Below are 15419 nucleotides of genomic sequence, written 5' to 3'. Positions count from 1 at the left end.
TATAACTAACTTTCATTATAATGTAGAATCTAAATATCCTTGTTATTTTATATTCGTTATTAATCTTTTTACTCCTTTTTAATACGTTACATGAAATTTTATACATAATCATCGCTACAAGTACATAAATGTTTGATATTATAGTAATGTTGATGATTTGTAAGGAAAGGAACTACACAATGAATAAAAATATATTAATTATTGATGATGATAAAGAAATTGTTGAATTACTTGCTGTTTATTTGCGAAATGAAGGCTATAACATTTATAAAGCTTATGATGGCGATGAAGCATTGCAAAAGGTTTCTACATATGAAGTTGACCTTATGATTTTGGATATTATGATGCCAAAACGAAACGGATTAGAAGTTTGTCAGGAAGTGCGTGAAAATAATACTGTACCAATTCTAATGCTTAGTGCAAAAGCAGAAGATATGGATAAAATATTAGGCCTTATGACAGGTGCTGATGATTATATGATCAAACCATTCAATCCATTAGAATTAGTAGCTAGAGTGAAAGCTTTATTACGAAGATCCTCTTTCCAAAATGCTACTTCGCAAAAGAATGAAGATGGTATTATTCGTATTCGCTCTGTTGAAATACACAAACATAATCATACAGTTAAAGTAAATGGAGAGTACATTAAACTAACCTCTATTGAATTCGATATTTTATATTTACTTGCGAGTAATACAGGAAGAGTATTTAGTTCAGAAGAAATTTTCGAACGCGTTTGGAATGAAGATGGTTATGGTTCAAATAAGACGGTAATGGTCCATATTAGCAACTTACGAGATAAACTTGAAACAGTAATAAATGGAGAAAAATTTATTCATACTGTTTGGGGAGTTGGCTATAAAATTGAGAAATGAAGCATTTGATATATTAAAAGATATTCCTAAATGGAAACTTATTTTTTGGCTTTTATTAGCTATCACACTCACTCCTATTACTGAACTAATTATTTATCGCCTCGTTACGAGTGTAATTGAAAGTTCACTTACTCTAACCGAACTCGGTAAAGAATTCATTCGAATTTTTGGTTATGAAAAGTATAAAGGGATTAAAGAGTCTTTATGGATGATGATTGTATCTTATTTGTTTTTATTTTCTATTTTTTCATCCTATCTTTACATTTTTTATCGTCACGAGAAAAAACTTTATTATGAAACTTGTATAAAAAAAATGATAGAAGAAATTCGTTATATTGCAAATGGAAACTTCAATCATAAAGTTTCTATTGTAAATCATAATTATCTAGAAGAATTAGCAATCGGGGTCAATGAAATTGTTGAACAATTAAAAGTCTCAATTGATGAAGAAAGACAAGCGGAACAAGCAAAAAGTGAACTTATTACAAATGTATCACATGACTTACGCACTCCCCTTACTTCTATAGTTGGATACGTAAATTTAATCCATCATGATAATTATAGAGATGAAGTGGAATTGCGATACTATATTCAAGTCATTTACGATAAAGTAACTCGTCTTAATGCATTAATGAATGACTTGTTCGAATATACACGTGTTCAAAATAAAGAATTAAGCTTGTATTCTGTTCCTATTGATATTGTAGAGTTACTTGGACAATTAACTGTTCAATTCCGCATACAGGTTCAAGAAGCTAATATAGAATGTCGGCCTTCTTTCCCGTCTCAAAAGCTCATGGTATTAGCTGATGGTGACAAATTAGTGCGTGTGTTTGAAAATCTTATTATAAACGCTATCGCTTATGGAAGCGAAGGTCGCTATATTGACCTTACTGCTTATGAAAGTAATAATATGATTACAATTGATATAACAAATTACGGACAACCTATTCCTAGTACGGATTTACCTCATATTTTTGAACGTTTTTATCGCGTTGAGAAATCTCGCTCTACAAACACTGGTGGATCTGGACTTGGATTAGCAATTGCAAAAAGTATAGTCGAATTGCATAAAGGAACAATTGAGGTATATAGTGATGACGAAAAAACAACATTCACTGTAAAACTACTCCCATACAAATGTTAATATTACAAATAAAAAGTTCAATTTCTTACCATATAAGAAATTGAACTTTTTCCATAATTACCCTAAATTTAATAATCCTTTATAATTCTTTAGAAATTCTTTACCTTTTCTTTCTTCCTAATTAAGCATTCCTTTTTACAATACTATTATTGATGTCATAATAGGAGGATCGCTTATGCAATTCTTAAAGAAATTCGCTATTTTATTATTATCTTTTTTTATTACTGCACTTATCGTTTTATATTTTTATCTTTATGTAAATGGTCCGATTATTCAAGCTAAATCAGCTATTTTAATAAATGCTAATTCAGGTGAAATTGTTTATAAAAAAAATGAAGAAACCCCAGTACAATCAGCTGCTTTATCTAAATTAATGACAGAATATATCGTATTGGAGCAACTAAATGATAAAAAGATACAGTTAGATGACTTCGTACAAATAAGTAACGAAGTTTTCCGAGTAGAAACAAGCCCTATACAAGTAACATCGAATGATAAAACAACGGTTCGTGATTTACTTCATGCATTGCTACTGGCAGGGAATAATCGTTCTGCACTCGCTCTAGCAGAACACATTGCTGGAAATGAAGATAACTTTACAGTATTAATGAATAAAAAAGCAAAAGAACTAAAGTTATTACAACCATCTCCATTTCTAAACTCTACTGGAATTAATAATAATACAAATAAACAATCAACTACAACAGCGATAGACGCAGCTAAACTAGCAGCACGATTAGTAAAAGATTTTCCAGATGTATTGAATATTACGAAACTAACCTCTTACCAATTTACCTTCAAAGATTCCCAGGTTTTCAATACGAATAAAATGATATATTCCCTTAATGAAAACATTAAACTTCAAGGTGTTGATGGCTTACAAACTAGTTTTTCAACTAACGGTAATTATAGTTTTGTCAGTACAGCAAAACTTGGAGATACTAGACTAATTTCAGTAATATTAGATGCAGATGAAGAAAACATTTCATTTATTGAAACAAAAAAGTTGCTACAGTATGGTTTTGATCCTTCCTCGTACTCTGCACTCCAAGCTTTTAAAGACGCCCTTACATCTTGGACAATATTGCTTCAGTTTAAAAATTTAATTATACAAACTATAATGATTTTTTTAATCATTACCACCTTAATGTTTTTACATATACGTCAGAAAAAATCCGAGGATTTCAATTAAGAAATCTTCTTATATATAGAACCGACTTGCGCTTGAGATGCAAGTCGGTTTTTAATTCTATCATCCTCTTCCAATCAAGTTTGCTGAAACTAGTTGCAAGTTTAACTCTCTCGCCCATATAGATAACTGACCAATATGATAAATTTAATATCCCATTACATGTCTTAAAACCTATATTTTTTGAGGCATACATCCATCTCTGTTTCCTTTCGTTGTGTTCGTTTGTTTAGTTTAAATGGGTTAATCTATTAATTCTATTAAATCCAACAATCGAACTATTACACTTTAAAGTTCTACTCATATACTATAGTAGATTACTAGAAAGGAGGCTTAACTATGGATAGTTGTGTTGTATTTGTAAACGGACAACCTTTTTTAGTTCTTTCAGTAGCTGGTATTGAAATTGCTAGATTAGAGATTTCCCTTCAAGTAGCATTAGCTCTAAGAGTGCTTGGGATACCAATCTGTGATTAATTACCAAATTAATAAAAAAAGAGGGCATTAGCCCTCTTTTTTTATTTTCTTCTCACCTTTTCTTAAAAACAAACAAAATTTAAATTTTATTTTTTATATTGTAATGAAAATCCGAAAAATTAACCCATTTTATTCAATAAAAAAGAGCTCCACCCATACCTCATTATCCGTTTCTAAAAAATTAGAATTCGATTAATTACAAGAAAATTTAAATATACGAACGTTACATAAAATACTTGTTAGAATAGCTGTCCCTCACACTATTTATTTCGCCGACGTTATATAATCAAAGCACCAATGATTAACTTTTTATACGGCTTATTTTAAGTGTGCTAGCATTCTAGGCTAGATGATCATGACTGCAAAAAAACTTCAAGTTCTCGTTTATATAAATCAGATAACGCTTTCACTTTTTGAATCGATTGATAATCTTTAAATTGCGGTTCTCTATCTTCTTCTTGAAAAGCACTAATCCAACTATACTCTACATCTACAATATGAAATAATGTTTCTAAAATACCCCCAGTTTGCAAAGTAAATCTTCCTCTGAAAGTTGTTCACACCACTTAAACCAATCATCTCTTACTTGCCAATTATATTGAAATAAAGTGTACACATTTATCTCTCTCTTACTTCAATTATCCACCTAACAGCATCTGTTATACATTTAACCATTGACAATCACTTCTCTTCGGCCAAGTTCCTCTACAGCGTGATTAATTATTTCACTTACAGATAAAGAACCATCCAATATGATATCTGAATTCGGCTTAACAGTATGAATTGCCTCTAAATAAGCTTTTCTCGCATATGTCATGTAATGTTCCAAATCATTATGTATTTCATCTATTGTACCTTCCTTAAAATCTCGCAAAATCCTTCTAGCCATCGCAATATCTAAAGGCGTATCAATAAATATAGTTACATCAATGAATTTTCGCATCTCACTATTTAAGTATGCAAAAGGATAATCTACAATAATATAGTCTAAGGTATTATTTTGTATAAGTTGCTCAATATCATGAATTAATGGTGTTAATACCCACTCGTCGTAATTCGCCCCATCATCAATCCATTTACAAATATCAGCAGGAGAGTTATCAAATGTATAACTATCAAAATATAGAGCTTTTGAGTTTTTAAACTTATGCTTTAATCTTTCTGTAATTGTAGTTTTACCTCCTCCCGAAACAGCTGCAATTGAAATTATTTTTGTTTTATTATCCACTATACCCACCAAACCCCTTTATTAAAATAATATAATTATAAATTACTAGCGTTGCTACTTCTTCCATTCATATTCTAACATACTCATTTCCCATAAATTCCAATACGTTTCTCCTACTCTTTTTGACTCTCTTAATAAGCCTTCTTTTACAAACCCTATTTTTTCGTAACATGAAATGGCCGATGTATTAAAATCATACACACCAAGAGTTACTCTATGTAGTTTTAATTCGTCAAAAGCAATATGAAGTACTGCTTTCATCATATGTTTTCCTATAGAACGTCCTCTCATCTTCGTATTACCAACTAATACTTTTCCAATTCTAGCGGACTTATTAATATTATCTATTTGGCCAAGCGAAATATGTCCAATAACGTCTGAAGTCTCTTCATCTACCACTTTGAAAGCGAGTGTATTTGCACTTTCTATATACTTCTCTAATTGCTGTTCATCTAAAGGAAATGTGAATGCATTTCCTGACCATTGTATTAGAAATTCTTCGGAATTAATCCAATTTATTAATTGTTTAAAATCAGATTTCTTAAAGCTTTCTAGTTTAATCACTTCCTTGCTCCTTTCGTACATCATGCTTTATAACCTCAAACTTATTTCTATATAAAGAATATATTCTCCTTTTATATAAAATTAAAATAAAGCCATTCATGTGAATGGCTTTACAAAAAAGCAGCATAATTATGCTTTGTTTGCTACATCAATACCATTAAAATCAAAGTCAGCAGTAACCGTTGTAACCGGTGGGAAAATTGCTTCAATTTTGCAAATGGAAATAATTACTCCAACCGATCCAGGAATAGCCGCAAGCCTAACTACATCACAACTTACAGACGAAACAGTACCTACATAAGTACGTCCCTCTGTATTAATTTGAACTGTTCGATTAATTAATTTCTTAAGTTCATCTCTAATTCCTTGTACACAAGAATTATCACATTTCTCATGCTGTTCTTTTTTACACTCTTCGAATACTTCCCAACAATCATCTTGTTTACATGTACACTTCTTTTTACAATTATTAAATCGAGAACCCAATACCTCACCCCCTAATCCTTTCTATTAGTAAAGTATGTCCACTAGCTTAAAAGGGTACGAGGCAAACACATAAAAAGAAAAAAACAAACAATTGTACCAAACTTTCTTTTCATTATTCATTATAAAAACAGACTTCTCCTAATTAAAAGCTTTTTAATGAGCGGCCGTGAATTTAGTCCTACTCCATTTAATGTTTAGACACCACTTTCTAAAACAAACCTTTTTTCTTTTAAATAAGACGCCCCTTAAAAACACACTAGATTTCCCCATTAACTCACATATACATAGACTTTATTTGTGGATTTCCCATTTTTCATTGTGAAATATACATTTAAAAAGCGTACTCGAAAATAAGATATTATTTGTAATCAGAACATTTTCTTCAACAAGTGTTTATTGAAAAATACCATAACTAGTAGTAGTTCTCTCCACTTTCTCTTAAAAATTAGCATAGTTTGTATGAATTCTATATCGAGTAGAAGACACTCTATCATATAAAGATAAAATAGTAGGTTAATAAACAAGCCATTTTTTTATTAAAACATAGAATAATATGAACACTATTGAAAGGAGGTAGAAATAAATGTCCTGGAAAAATGATTGCTGGAGTTCTCAGAAAAAGCATTGTTGTGATGATTGGTGGAAATCTAAAGAAAAGCATCATTGTGATGATGATTGGAGTTCTCAGAAAAAGCATTGTAATGATGATTGGTGGAAATCTAAAGAAAAGTGTCATTGTGATGACGATTGGAGTTCTCAGGAAAAACATTGTAATGATGATTGGTGGAAATCTAAAGAAAAGTGTCATTGTGATGATAATTGGAGTTCTAAACGAAATAAGTGTCGTTGTAAATGTTTCTTTATTTGTTGCCATTGTAAAAGAAAAAATTGGTAATATTTTTAATGTCAACGTAAAGGAAAGAATATGTCTTTTGGAACCAATCGGGCTTTTCCGGAAAGTTGATCCCTCACCTACTTCCTTGCTTTTGCTGAATTTTTAGATGGGGGCATTACTGCCCGGCAAATACTAGAATGTAATATATAAAAAGCTGACTGCTTATAGTCAGCTTTTTATATATTAACACGTAAAGGTTTAAACAGACATATAAGCAGTCACGCTTTGTCATCACCTTGTTGTTGTAAATTAGTATTTCTCCATTGAATAGACATTCCATAATATCGTATTTTGATTAAAACTAAAAAACATACTTAACACTAATAGTAAAATTTTTCTTCTTCATCAAATTCACTTCTTTTCTTTTTATAAACATAAAAAAAGGATCTCTATTTATATAGAGATCCTTTCTAACTTTATAATTTACTAGACTGTAACCCCTGAATAAACGGAACTACCTCAGGATTTACAAGCGATGATAAATCACCTAATTCTTTTCCTAAGTAAGCTGCTTTAATAACACGGCGCATTACTTTAGAATTACGTGTTTTCGGTAAATCTTCTACAACGTGGATGTCTTTAGGACACAACGCTTTTCCAATATGAGAGTTTACTAAACTCATTAATTCTTTCTTTAATTCTCCTGTGAATGCTACATGATCTCTTAACACTACAAAACAATGACAAACTTCACCTTTTACTTCGTCAGGTACACCAATTGCAGCAGCTTCGATTACATCGTTATGTTTCACAAGAATAGATTCATATTCAGCAGGTCCAATACGTTTACCTGCAATATTTAACGTATCGTCTGAACGCCCTGTGATGATATATTGTTCACCATCGTAAATGACCCAGTCACCGTGGACCCATTTATTTTCAAAACGCGACCAATATGTGTTTACGTAACGTTCATCATCTTCCCAGAAGCTTTTCGTCATACCTACCCAAGGTTTCTCTAAGCATAATTCTCCGACTTCATCTCGAATGGGTTTACCTTGATCATCCAGTACGACAGCTGCCATTCCTGGTAAAGATGCGTTAAAACTAATCGGTGCGATTGGCTTAATAAGAACATTACCGAAAATCCCACCAGAGATTTCAGTTCCACCTGAGTAGTTACAGATTGGGACATTTCCTTTTCCAACCGTTTCAAACAGCCACATCCATGGATCAGGATTCCAAGGTTCTCCTGTTGATGCGAATACTTCCAAACTCTTTAAAGAATGTTTATTGACATACTCATCACCTTTTGCCATCAATGCTCGGATTAACGTTGGCGAAATACCTAGATGAGTAATCTCATATTTATCAACTGTCTCCCATAACCGGTCTGCTTCTGGGAAGTCTGGAACACCTTCGTACATAACCATCGTTGCTCCATTAATGAGTGAACCGAATAATAGAAACGGCCCCATCATCCAGCCCATATCAGTTACCCATAATACACGATCACCTTGTTTAATATTCATTCCAAATCCTGCATCAAAAGCTGCTTTCAAAGGAAATCCTGCATGCGTGTGTACTGTTCCTTTCGGCTTACCAGTCGTTCCTGATGTATAAATGAGCATTAATGGATCATCACTTTGCATTTCCTCGGCATGTATGAATGGTTTTTCTTTTTCTAGCGTACTCCACGAAAAGTCATAGTTATGTGGTGTAAAATCATTTCCTGCATGACGAACGATAACAACTTTTTCAACAGTTGGGCAATGTTCACAAGCTTTATCTACTTCATCTTTTAAAGAAACAATTTTACCGCGGCGTGAAAATCCATCTGCGGTAATAATCATTTTTGAACCTGCCGCTTGCACACGTGTCATGACTGCATCAGACGCAAAGCCTGAGAATATTGGTGAAATAATTGCTCCGATTTTCATTACAGCTAGCATCGCAACAACTGTTTCTGGAATCATCGGCATATAAATTGTTACACGGTCACCTTTCTCAATACCCGCGTGTTTCAAACCATTTGCAACACGACTTACCCAGTTGTCAAGCTCTTCATATGTAAATGATTTTGAAGTTCCATTTTCCCCTTCGTACTGAAGTGCTGGCTGTATTCTCGTCTCTTCATCCGCAAGCCAGCGGGATAAAGCTGATTCTACAACGTTACATGTTCCGCCATTATACCACTGTGCAAACGGTGTACCATTTTCTAAATCTAACACGTCTGTATAAGGTTTCATCCATTGATAGCCTACTGCCTTTTCTGCCTCTCCCCAAAACCAAGCTGTTTCCTCGATAGATTTATTATAAAAAGTTTCATAATCTTCATATCCCAATGATTTCATCCAACCATATAAACGTGTTTTTTCCTTGTACTCTTCTGTTGGAAACCAAACTGCTTGTTTCAATGTTTTCCCCTCCTTAACTTTTTAAGCAAGAAAGCCCTAAATAGGGCTTTTAAACTGGATATACAGGATGTTTACGATCCGTGAATACTTGATATTTACTCATATACATTTCGAAACGTCCTTTTAATTCTTCACGTAAATTGTTTGGATGAACAATACCATCAATCACCATCTCTGATGCTAAATGATAAATATCAATATCTTTCTTATACTCTTCACGTTTTTCAGCAATGAAGCTAGCACGCTCTTCTTCTGGTAAAGCTGCAATTTTATTTGCATATACAGCATTAACCGCAGCTTCTGGACCCATTACCGCAATAGAGGCTGTCGGTAATGCCAGGCAACAATCTGGTTCAAATGCTGGACCTGCCATCGCATATAAACCAGCACCATATGCTTTACGAACAACGATAGAAATCTTCGGTACAGTTGCTTCACTCATTGCAGAAATCATTTTTGCACCATGGCGAATAATACCAGCACGCTCTACTTTTGTACCGATCATAAATCCTGGTACATCCGCAAGGAATAATAATGGAATATGATATGCGTCGCATAAATTAATAAACTTAGCAGCTTTATCAGCTGAATCATGGAATAATACGCCGCCCTTCATACGCGGCTGATTTGCAATAATACCAACTGGCTTACCATCAATACGTGCTAAGCCTGTAATTAGCTCTTGAGCAAATAATTTTTTTACTTCATAGAATGAACCTTCATCAATAACTCTATTAATGAGATCTTTCATATTGAAAGGAGCATTTTGATTTTCTGGAATGATTTGTTCTAACGTTTTATCGAATTGTTTCGGTTCTTGAGGTGTAACCAATGGAGTCTTTTCTAAGTAGTTATTTGGAAAATATGAAATGTATTGTCTTGCTTGTGTAATCGCATCTTCTTCTGTCTTACATAAAACATCTCCGCATCCTGATACAGAGCAATGCATACGAGCTCCGCCCATCTCTTCTAAAGTTACCTTCTCACCGATAACCATCTCAGCCATACGAGGAGATCCTAAATACATAGATGCATTTCCTTCTACCATCATTACAACGTCGCAAAAGGCTGGAATATAGGCACCACCAGCTGCAGAAGGTCCAAATAATAAGCATACTTGAGGAACTTTACCTGATAATTTCACTTGATTATAGAAGATTCTTCCTGCACCACGGCGCCCTGGGAACATTTCTACTTGATCTGTAATACGTGCTCCAGCAGAGTCAACTAAATAAAATAACGGAACACGTAGTTTTTCAGCTGTTTCTTGAATACGTAGAATCTTTTCAACTGTGCGTGATCCCCACGATCCAGCTTTTACAGTAGAATCATTGGCCATTACACATGCAGTACGACCATGTATTTTACCCGTTGCCGTTACAACGCCGTCCGCAGGTAAGCCTGTTTGTTCACAGTTAGCAAATAATGCATCTTCTACATATTCGCCATTATCAAATAGAAGCGCTAAACGATCTCGAACAAATAATTTTCCTTTTGCTTTATTTTGTTCATGATACTTTGGTGCGCCGCCTTGTTTAATCGTTTCAACTCGTTCTTCAAATGAATTAGATTGTTGTTTTTGATCTAACATATTTACTCCCCCTTATACGTTGGTGTGCGTTTTTCCTTGAATGCTTGTAATCCTTCTAATCTATCTTTCGTATGGATTACACCTTCATACGCTTGTTTTTCCATTTGTAATCCGGTATGTAAATCAACTTGAATACCATTTGAAATTGCCTCTTTTGCTAATCGAACAGCAATAGGTCCATTACTAGCAATTTTCTCTGCTATTTCAATCGCTTTCTCTTCAAGTAAATTAGCTGGTACAACAAATTCTACTAAACCATATTCTTTTGCTTCTTGCGCTGAAATACGTCTACCTGTATAAATTAATTCTTTCGCTCTACCAACACCAATTAATCTCGGTAAGCGCTGTGTACCACCCGCTCCTGGTATAATTGCAAGTGTCGTTTCAGTAAGACCAAGACTTGCAGATTCAGCAGCAATTCTAAAATCACAAGCTAAACTTAATTCCGTACCACCACCAAGTGCGATTCCATTTATAGCAGCAATAACTGGCTGTGGTAATTGTTCAACCATCTCCATAGTCGTGCGAATCATACTAACAGCATGGCGAACTTGTTCCTCATTCATACCAGCACGTTCTTTTAAATCAGCACCAGCACAAAATGCTTTTTCACCAGCACCTGTTAGAATAACTACACGCGTATTGGACTCTTCACTTATTTGAGTTAATATGTTTTGTAACTCTTCTAATAACGCTAAAGATAATGAGTTTGCTTGTCTTTCACGATATAACGAAATCTTTACAACGTGAGGTGTTACATAATCAACTGAAATGTTTTGTAATTGTAGCATCTTCTCACCTACTTATCGTTTTATGTTGAAGCGCTCTATACACATGACTCGGTAATTGGATATTTAGCTTACTTTGAATAAATTGACTAGCTCGCAATAACTTTTCTTCGTCTATATTCGTTTGAACTCCTAATTTATGGAGCATATGTACTAGGTCATCAGTAGCAACATTACCTGATGCTCCTGGTGCATAAGGGCAGCCCCCGAGTCCACCACAAGAACTATCAAATGTTGTAATACCGTATTCTAATGATTTAACTACATTTGCTAGAGCCATTCCATACGTATTATGAAAATGCATGGCAAACTGCGAAGCATCATACTTCTTTAATAGATGTTCTAATACTTGTTCTACTTGTAATGGATTCGCTACACCGATTGTATCCCCAAGAGAAACTTCATAAATGCCGTATGAAAATAGTTGATTACATAATTCGTCAACTGCTGTGACACTTATATCCCCTTCATAAGGACATCCAAATACAGTAGAAACATAACCTCTTACCTTTTTCCCTTCGAATAATGCCTGTTTTGTTATATCTTCGATTACAACTAACGCTTCTTTAATCGATTTATTAATATTACTTTTATTATGAGATTCACTTGCTGATAAAAAAACATTCACCTCATCTACATTTTGCAAAAAAGCTCGTTCCAAACCATTTTGGTTCGGAACAAGCGCAGCATATGTAACATTTGGATCCCTTTTCAGCTCAGAAAACACATCATTTGCATCCGCTAATGCTGGGACCCATTTTGGGTGAACGAATGAGGAAACTTCAACATACGACAATCCTGCTTCTGTAAGTAGTTGAATCCATTTTACTTTATCTTTTGTGCCAACAATCTTTTTTTCATTTTGTAAACCATCACGTGGTCCTACTTCTTTAATGACAGCAAAATTAGGTAGTTTCAATTCGCTTCCCCCTATATCTCCCTATTCAATTTCTAATAATACATCTCCTTCATTTACAAAATCGCCTTCTTGCACATTAATTTTCATAACTGTGCCGGCTTCTTCTGAAATGATTGGAATTTCCATTTTCATAGATTCTAAAATGACGACATCCTGCTCTTCCTCTACTGTATCTCCTACTCCTACAACAATCTTCCAAACGTTTCCTGCCATCGATGCGTATACTTTCGTCATCATTTTTTCCCCCTTAATATTGTTAGATCTTATTTTTTAACGAGTTGTTTCGTTACAAAACCCGTTGTATAAATACCCGCTTTGAACACTTCGTCTTCCAAAACTTGCAGTAGCATTGGCGTGTTCGTTTTAATACCTTCTACTTTTAATTCTTCTAGAGCATCATGTAATTTCGAAATTGCTTCTTCACGAGTCTCGCCATGTGCAATGACTTTCGCAATCATTGGATCATAGAAAGGTGTAATCGTTACATGATTTTCTAAGAAGTGATCAATTCGTACATTTGACGGTAATGTTAAATCTGTAATTTTCCCAGGTGACGGGAAGAATGTTTTCGGATCCTCTGCATAAATACGAGCTTCAATGGCATGACCACTACGTTTTACATCATCCTGAGTAAATGATAGTTTCTCTCCACTTGCGATAAGGAGTTGCTGTTCTACAAGGTCTAATCCCGTAATTTCTTCTGTCACTGGATGCTCTACTTGTAATCTCGTATTCATTTCTAAGAAATAGAAATTTTTCTGATTATCTACAAGAAACTCAACTGTACCTGCATTTGTATAGCCAAGTGCTTTGGCAGCTTGTACAGCAACTTCTCCCATCGCCTTTCGTGTACCTTCATCTAAAAATGGTGAAGGTGCTTCTTCGATTACTTTTTGATTTCGGCGCTGTACCGAACATTCACGCTCCCATAAATACACTGTGTTACCATGTGTATCTGCTAAAAGCTGAATTTCAATATGATGCGCATCTGCTATATATCGCTCTAAATACATTTCTCCGTTACCGAAGAAGTTTTGCGCTCTTGTTTTATTACTTTCAAACGCTTTGGTGAGCGTTTGCTCAGTTTCCATCAACTGCATACCAATGCCTCCGCCGCCTGCGGATGCCTTAAGCATTAATGGATAACCAATTTGTTTTGCAATTTCAATTGCTTCTTCAGCAGTTTCAATATTTGTAGTAATACCTGGGACTACTGGGACATCTGCTGCTTGCATTGCGATACGTGATTCAATTTTACTTCCCATCTTCGTAATGATTTCTTCTGAAGGACCGATAAATACGATTCCTTCTTCTTTGCAGCGAACCGGAAAAGACGGATTCTCTGATAATAAACCATAACCCGGATGAATGGCTTCTGCATTTGTCTTCTTAGCTATTTCAATAATTTTTTCAAGGTTTAAATAGCTTTCTTGAACACGCGGTCCACCTACTAAGTAAGCTTCATTTGCCATTTTCACATGAAGGGCATTTTCATCTGCTTCAGAATAAATAGCAACAGTGCGAATGCCAAGTTTTTGACAAGTTTTCATAATACGAACAGCGATTTCCCCGCGATTCGCAATTAATATTTTTTGAAACATAGTGATTCCTCCCTTTTATCTACATCCTAAATGTCTAGCAATTACGAGACGTTGAATTTCAGAAGTTCCTTCACCAATTTCTAATAGTTTCGCATCACGAATATGTCGTTCAACTTCATATTCACGCATATAACCATATCCACCATGAATCTGTACTGCTTGATTCGCAATACGGCTTGCTGCTTCCGATGCAAATAGTTTTGCCATTGCCGCTTCTTTGCCGAAAGGTTTATCGTTATCTTTTAACCAAGCTGCTTTATGTACTAAATTGCGTGCTAGCTCTACTTCAGTCGCCATATCAGCTAATTTAAATTGAATCGCTTGGAAATTAGAGATTGACTTTCCAAATTGTTGACGTTCTTTCGCATATTGTAATGCACGTTCAAAGGCTGATTGCGCAATACCAACTGCCAATGCAGCAATTGAAATACGCCCTCCATCAAGTGTATATAAAAATTGTTTAAAGCCTTTATTTACATCACCAAGAATATTTTCTTTCGGTACACGAACACCATCAAGTACGATTTCACAAGTATTAGAAGCGCGAACACCCATCTTATCGTAAGGACTTGAAATCGTTAATCCTTCACTCGTAGTAGGCACGATAAATGCAGAAATACGTTTTCTACCATTCTCTTCAACACCGTTGACAGCGGTTACAATAATTGTATTTGCATACTCTGCGTTTGTAATCCAACACTTCTCACCACTGATTACATACTCATCACCATCTAATACCGCTTTCGTTTGAGTACCACCTGCATCTGATCCAGCATTCGGCTCCGTTAATCCGAAGGCACCTAATGTTTTACCTGATGCCATTGGAACTAAATACTTTTGTTTTTGTTCTTCTGTACCGAAATAATAAATTGGAGAAGCACCTAATGAAATTGTTGCAGCATAACTTAAACCGGTGCCACCACAAGCGCGACCAATTTCTTCAACTGCTAACGCATACGATACCGTATCGCCACCTGAACCTCCATACTCTTCTGGGAATGGGATGCCTAATAATCCTAGTTCGCCCATTTTTTGAAATGTTTCATATGGAAACTCTGCAGTTTTGTCATAATATACAGCTTTCGGTGCGATTTCCTTTTCAGCAAAGTCACGTACCATTTCTTTAATCATTTGTTTTTCGCGAGTTAGAGTAAATTCCATTCCGCTACACACCCCTTATCGAATATTGAGTTTCGACAGCGTGCGAGTTTCTACTACAAACATAACAACTTAAAAGACAAGAATATTAGTTAGACAATTGCTATAATTCTGTCATAACTTAATTTTAAAACAGATTCTGTA

Annotated in this window: 15 protein-coding genes and 2 pseudogenes; 5 read left to right on the top strand and 12 right to left on the bottom strand. The window is 34.6% G+C overall.

Annotated features, from left to right (window positions below; all coding sequences use genetic code 11):
- Nucleotides 1-179: 179 nt before the first annotated feature.
- The 3 genes from MR112_RS12715 (at nt 180) to MR112_RS12705 (ending at nt 3214) form a co-directional block, all read left to right on the top strand.
- Nucleotides 180-875, top strand: a complete 696-nt coding sequence (locus MR112_RS12715; protein ID WP_001038807.1) for a response regulator transcription factor — start codon at nt 180-182, stop codon at nt 873-875.
- Nucleotides 865-2022, top strand: coding sequence for a sensor histidine kinase (locus MR112_RS12710; protein ID WP_001243312.1), 1158 nt, complete (start codon nt 865-867; stop codon nt 2020-2022). Before MR112_RS12715 ends, MR112_RS12710 begins: the two co-directional genes overlap by 11 nt.
- A 175-nt stretch (nt 2023-2197) precedes the next feature.
- Complete coding sequence (locus MR112_RS12705; RefSeq protein WP_001160045.1) at nt 2198-3214, top strand: D-alanyl-D-alanine carboxypeptidase family protein; 1017 nt, start codon at nt 2198-2200, stop codon at nt 3212-3214.
- Nucleotides 3215-3274: 60 nt separating this feature from the next.
- Here MR112_RS12705 and MR112_RS29055 read toward each other — a convergent pair.
- Nucleotides 3275-3385 (bottom strand): annotated as a pseudogene (locus MR112_RS29055) (DinB family protein); the annotation flags it as partial.
- Between the two features lie 165 nt (nt 3386-3550).
- Between MR112_RS29055 and MR112_RS12695 the strand changes: the two are divergent.
- A complete protein-coding gene (locus tag MR112_RS12695) occupies nt 3551-3688 on the top strand; it encodes a DUF3956 domain-containing protein (RefSeq protein WP_000376554.1) in 138 nt (45 codons plus the stop codon).
- Nucleotides 3689-4047: 359 nt separating this feature from the next.
- Here the strand turns inward: MR112_RS12695 and MR112_RS12690 are convergent.
- From MR112_RS12690 to MR112_RS12675, 4 genes and pseudogenes are all read right to left on the bottom strand, one after another.
- Nucleotides 4048-4304: pseudogene (locus tag MR112_RS12690) on the bottom strand (DinB family protein); the annotation flags it as partial.
- 51 nt (nt 4305-4355) lie between these two features.
- Nucleotides 4356-4925 carry a nucleoside/nucleotide kinase family protein gene (locus MR112_RS12685; RefSeq protein ID WP_000513268.1) on the bottom strand — a complete coding sequence of 190 codons (570 nt, stop codon included), beginning with the start codon at nt 4923-4925 and terminating at the stop codon, nt 4356-4358.
- Nucleotides 4926-4970: 45 nt separating this feature from the next.
- Nucleotides 4971-5504, bottom strand: a complete 534-nt coding sequence (locus MR112_RS12680; protein WP_000990082.1) for a GNAT family N-acetyltransferase — start codon at nt 5502-5504, stop codon at nt 4971-4973.
- Nucleotides 5505-5609: 105 nt separating this feature from the next.
- Nucleotides 5610-5966: a hypothetical protein gene (locus tag MR112_RS12675; RefSeq protein WP_000535577.1), complete on the bottom strand. Its 357-nt coding sequence runs from the start codon at nt 5964-5966 to the stop codon at nt 5610-5612.
- A gap of 563 nt (nt 5967-6529) precedes the next feature.
- Here MR112_RS12675 and MR112_RS12670 point away from each other — a divergent pair.
- Nucleotides 6530-6967: a hypothetical protein gene (locus MR112_RS12670; protein ID WP_173602377.1), complete on the top strand. Its 438-nt coding sequence runs from the start codon at nt 6530-6532 to the stop codon at nt 6965-6967.
- Nucleotides 6968-7277: 310 nt separating this feature from the next.
- Here MR112_RS12670 and MR112_RS12665 read toward each other — a convergent pair whose 3' ends face one another.
- From MR112_RS12665 to MR112_RS12635, 7 genes are read right to left on the bottom strand one after another with little or no spacing between them, the layout of a single operon-like run.
- Nucleotides 7278-9218 carry an AMP-binding protein gene (locus MR112_RS12665; RefSeq protein ID WP_226368510.1) on the bottom strand — a complete coding sequence of 647 codons (1941 nt, stop codon included), beginning with the start codon at nt 9216-9218 and terminating at the stop codon, nt 7278-7280.
- 49 nt (nt 9219-9267) lie between these two features.
- The gene (locus tag MR112_RS12660; RefSeq protein WP_000886744.1) at nt 9268-10809 is read right to left on the bottom strand and encodes an acyl-CoA carboxylase subunit beta; all 1542 of its coding nucleotides are present in this window, start codon (nt 10807-10809) and stop codon (nt 9268-9270) included.
- 2 nt (nt 10810-10811) lie between these two features.
- Nucleotides 10812-11600, bottom strand: a complete 789-nt coding sequence (locus MR112_RS12655; RefSeq protein ID WP_000939818.1) for an enoyl-CoA hydratase — start codon at nt 11598-11600, stop codon at nt 10812-10814.
- Nucleotides 11601-11604: 4 nt separating this feature from the next.
- Nucleotides 11605-12516 carry a hydroxymethylglutaryl-CoA lyase gene (gene mvaB, locus MR112_RS12650; RefSeq protein ID WP_000775436.1) on the bottom strand — a complete coding sequence of 304 codons (912 nt, stop codon included), beginning with the start codon at nt 12514-12516 and terminating at the stop codon, nt 11605-11607.
- A gap of 21 nt (nt 12517-12537) precedes the next feature.
- A complete protein-coding gene (locus tag MR112_RS12645) occupies nt 12538-12753 on the bottom strand; it encodes an acetyl-CoA carboxylase biotin carboxyl carrier protein subunit (protein WP_001987345.1) in 216 nt (71 codons plus the stop codon).
- Nucleotides 12754-12779: 26 nt separating this feature from the next.
- Nucleotides 12780-14117: an acetyl-CoA carboxylase biotin carboxylase subunit gene (locus MR112_RS12640; protein ID WP_000486749.1), complete on the bottom strand. Its 1338-nt coding sequence runs from the start codon at nt 14115-14117 to the stop codon at nt 12780-12782.
- A gap of 15 nt (nt 14118-14132) precedes the next feature.
- The gene (locus tag MR112_RS12635) at nt 14133-15278 is read right to left on the bottom strand and encodes an acyl-CoA dehydrogenase (RefSeq protein ID WP_000397282.1); all 1146 of its coding nucleotides are present in this window, start codon (nt 15276-15278) and stop codon (nt 14133-14135) included.
- Between the last annotated feature and the right edge of the window lie 141 nt (nt 15279-15419).

Source organism: Bacillus cereus group sp. BfR-BA-01330 (assembly GCF_022663885.1).
GTDB classification, from domain to species: Bacteria; Bacillota; Bacilli; order Bacillales; family Bacillaceae_G; genus Bacillus_A; species Bacillus_A cereus.
The sequence above is the reverse complement of the archived record's forward strand: the minus strand, read 5'-3'. Positions and strand labels throughout refer to the sequence as shown.

Coding starts and splice junctions, on each gene's coding strand:
- MR112_RS12705 (WP_001160045.1), top strand. CDS start 2,198: ATGCAATTCTTAAAGAAATTCGCTATTTTATTATTATCTTTTTTTATT.
- MR112_RS12695 (WP_000376554.1), top strand. CDS start 3,551: ATGGATAGTTGTGTTGTATTTGTAAACGGACAACCTTTTTTAGTTCTT.
- MR112_RS12660 (WP_000886744.1), bottom strand. CDS start 10,809: ATGTTAGATCAAAAACAACAATCTAATTCATTTGAAGAACGAGTTGAA.
- MR112_RS12655 (WP_000939818.1), bottom strand. CDS start 11,600: ATGCTACAATTACAAAACATTTCAGTTGATTATGTAACACCTCACGTT.
- MR112_RS12640 (WP_000486749.1), bottom strand. CDS start 14,117: ATGTTTCAAAAAATATTAATTGCGAATCGCGGGGAAATCGCTGTTCGT.
- MR112_RS12715 (WP_001038807.1), top strand. CDS start 180: ATGAATAAAAATATATTAATTATTGATGATGATAAAGAAATTGTTGAA.
- MR112_RS12645 (WP_001987345.1), bottom strand. CDS start 12,753: ATGATGACGAAAGTATACGCATCGATGGCAGGAAACGTTTGGAAGATT.
- MR112_RS12635 (WP_000397282.1), bottom strand. CDS start 15,278: ATGGAATTTACTCTAACTCGCGAAAAACAAATGATTAAAGAAATGGTA.
- MR112_RS12680 (WP_000990082.1), bottom strand. CDS start 5,504: ATGATGTACGAAAGGAGCAAGGAAGTGATTAAACTAGAAAGCTTTAAG.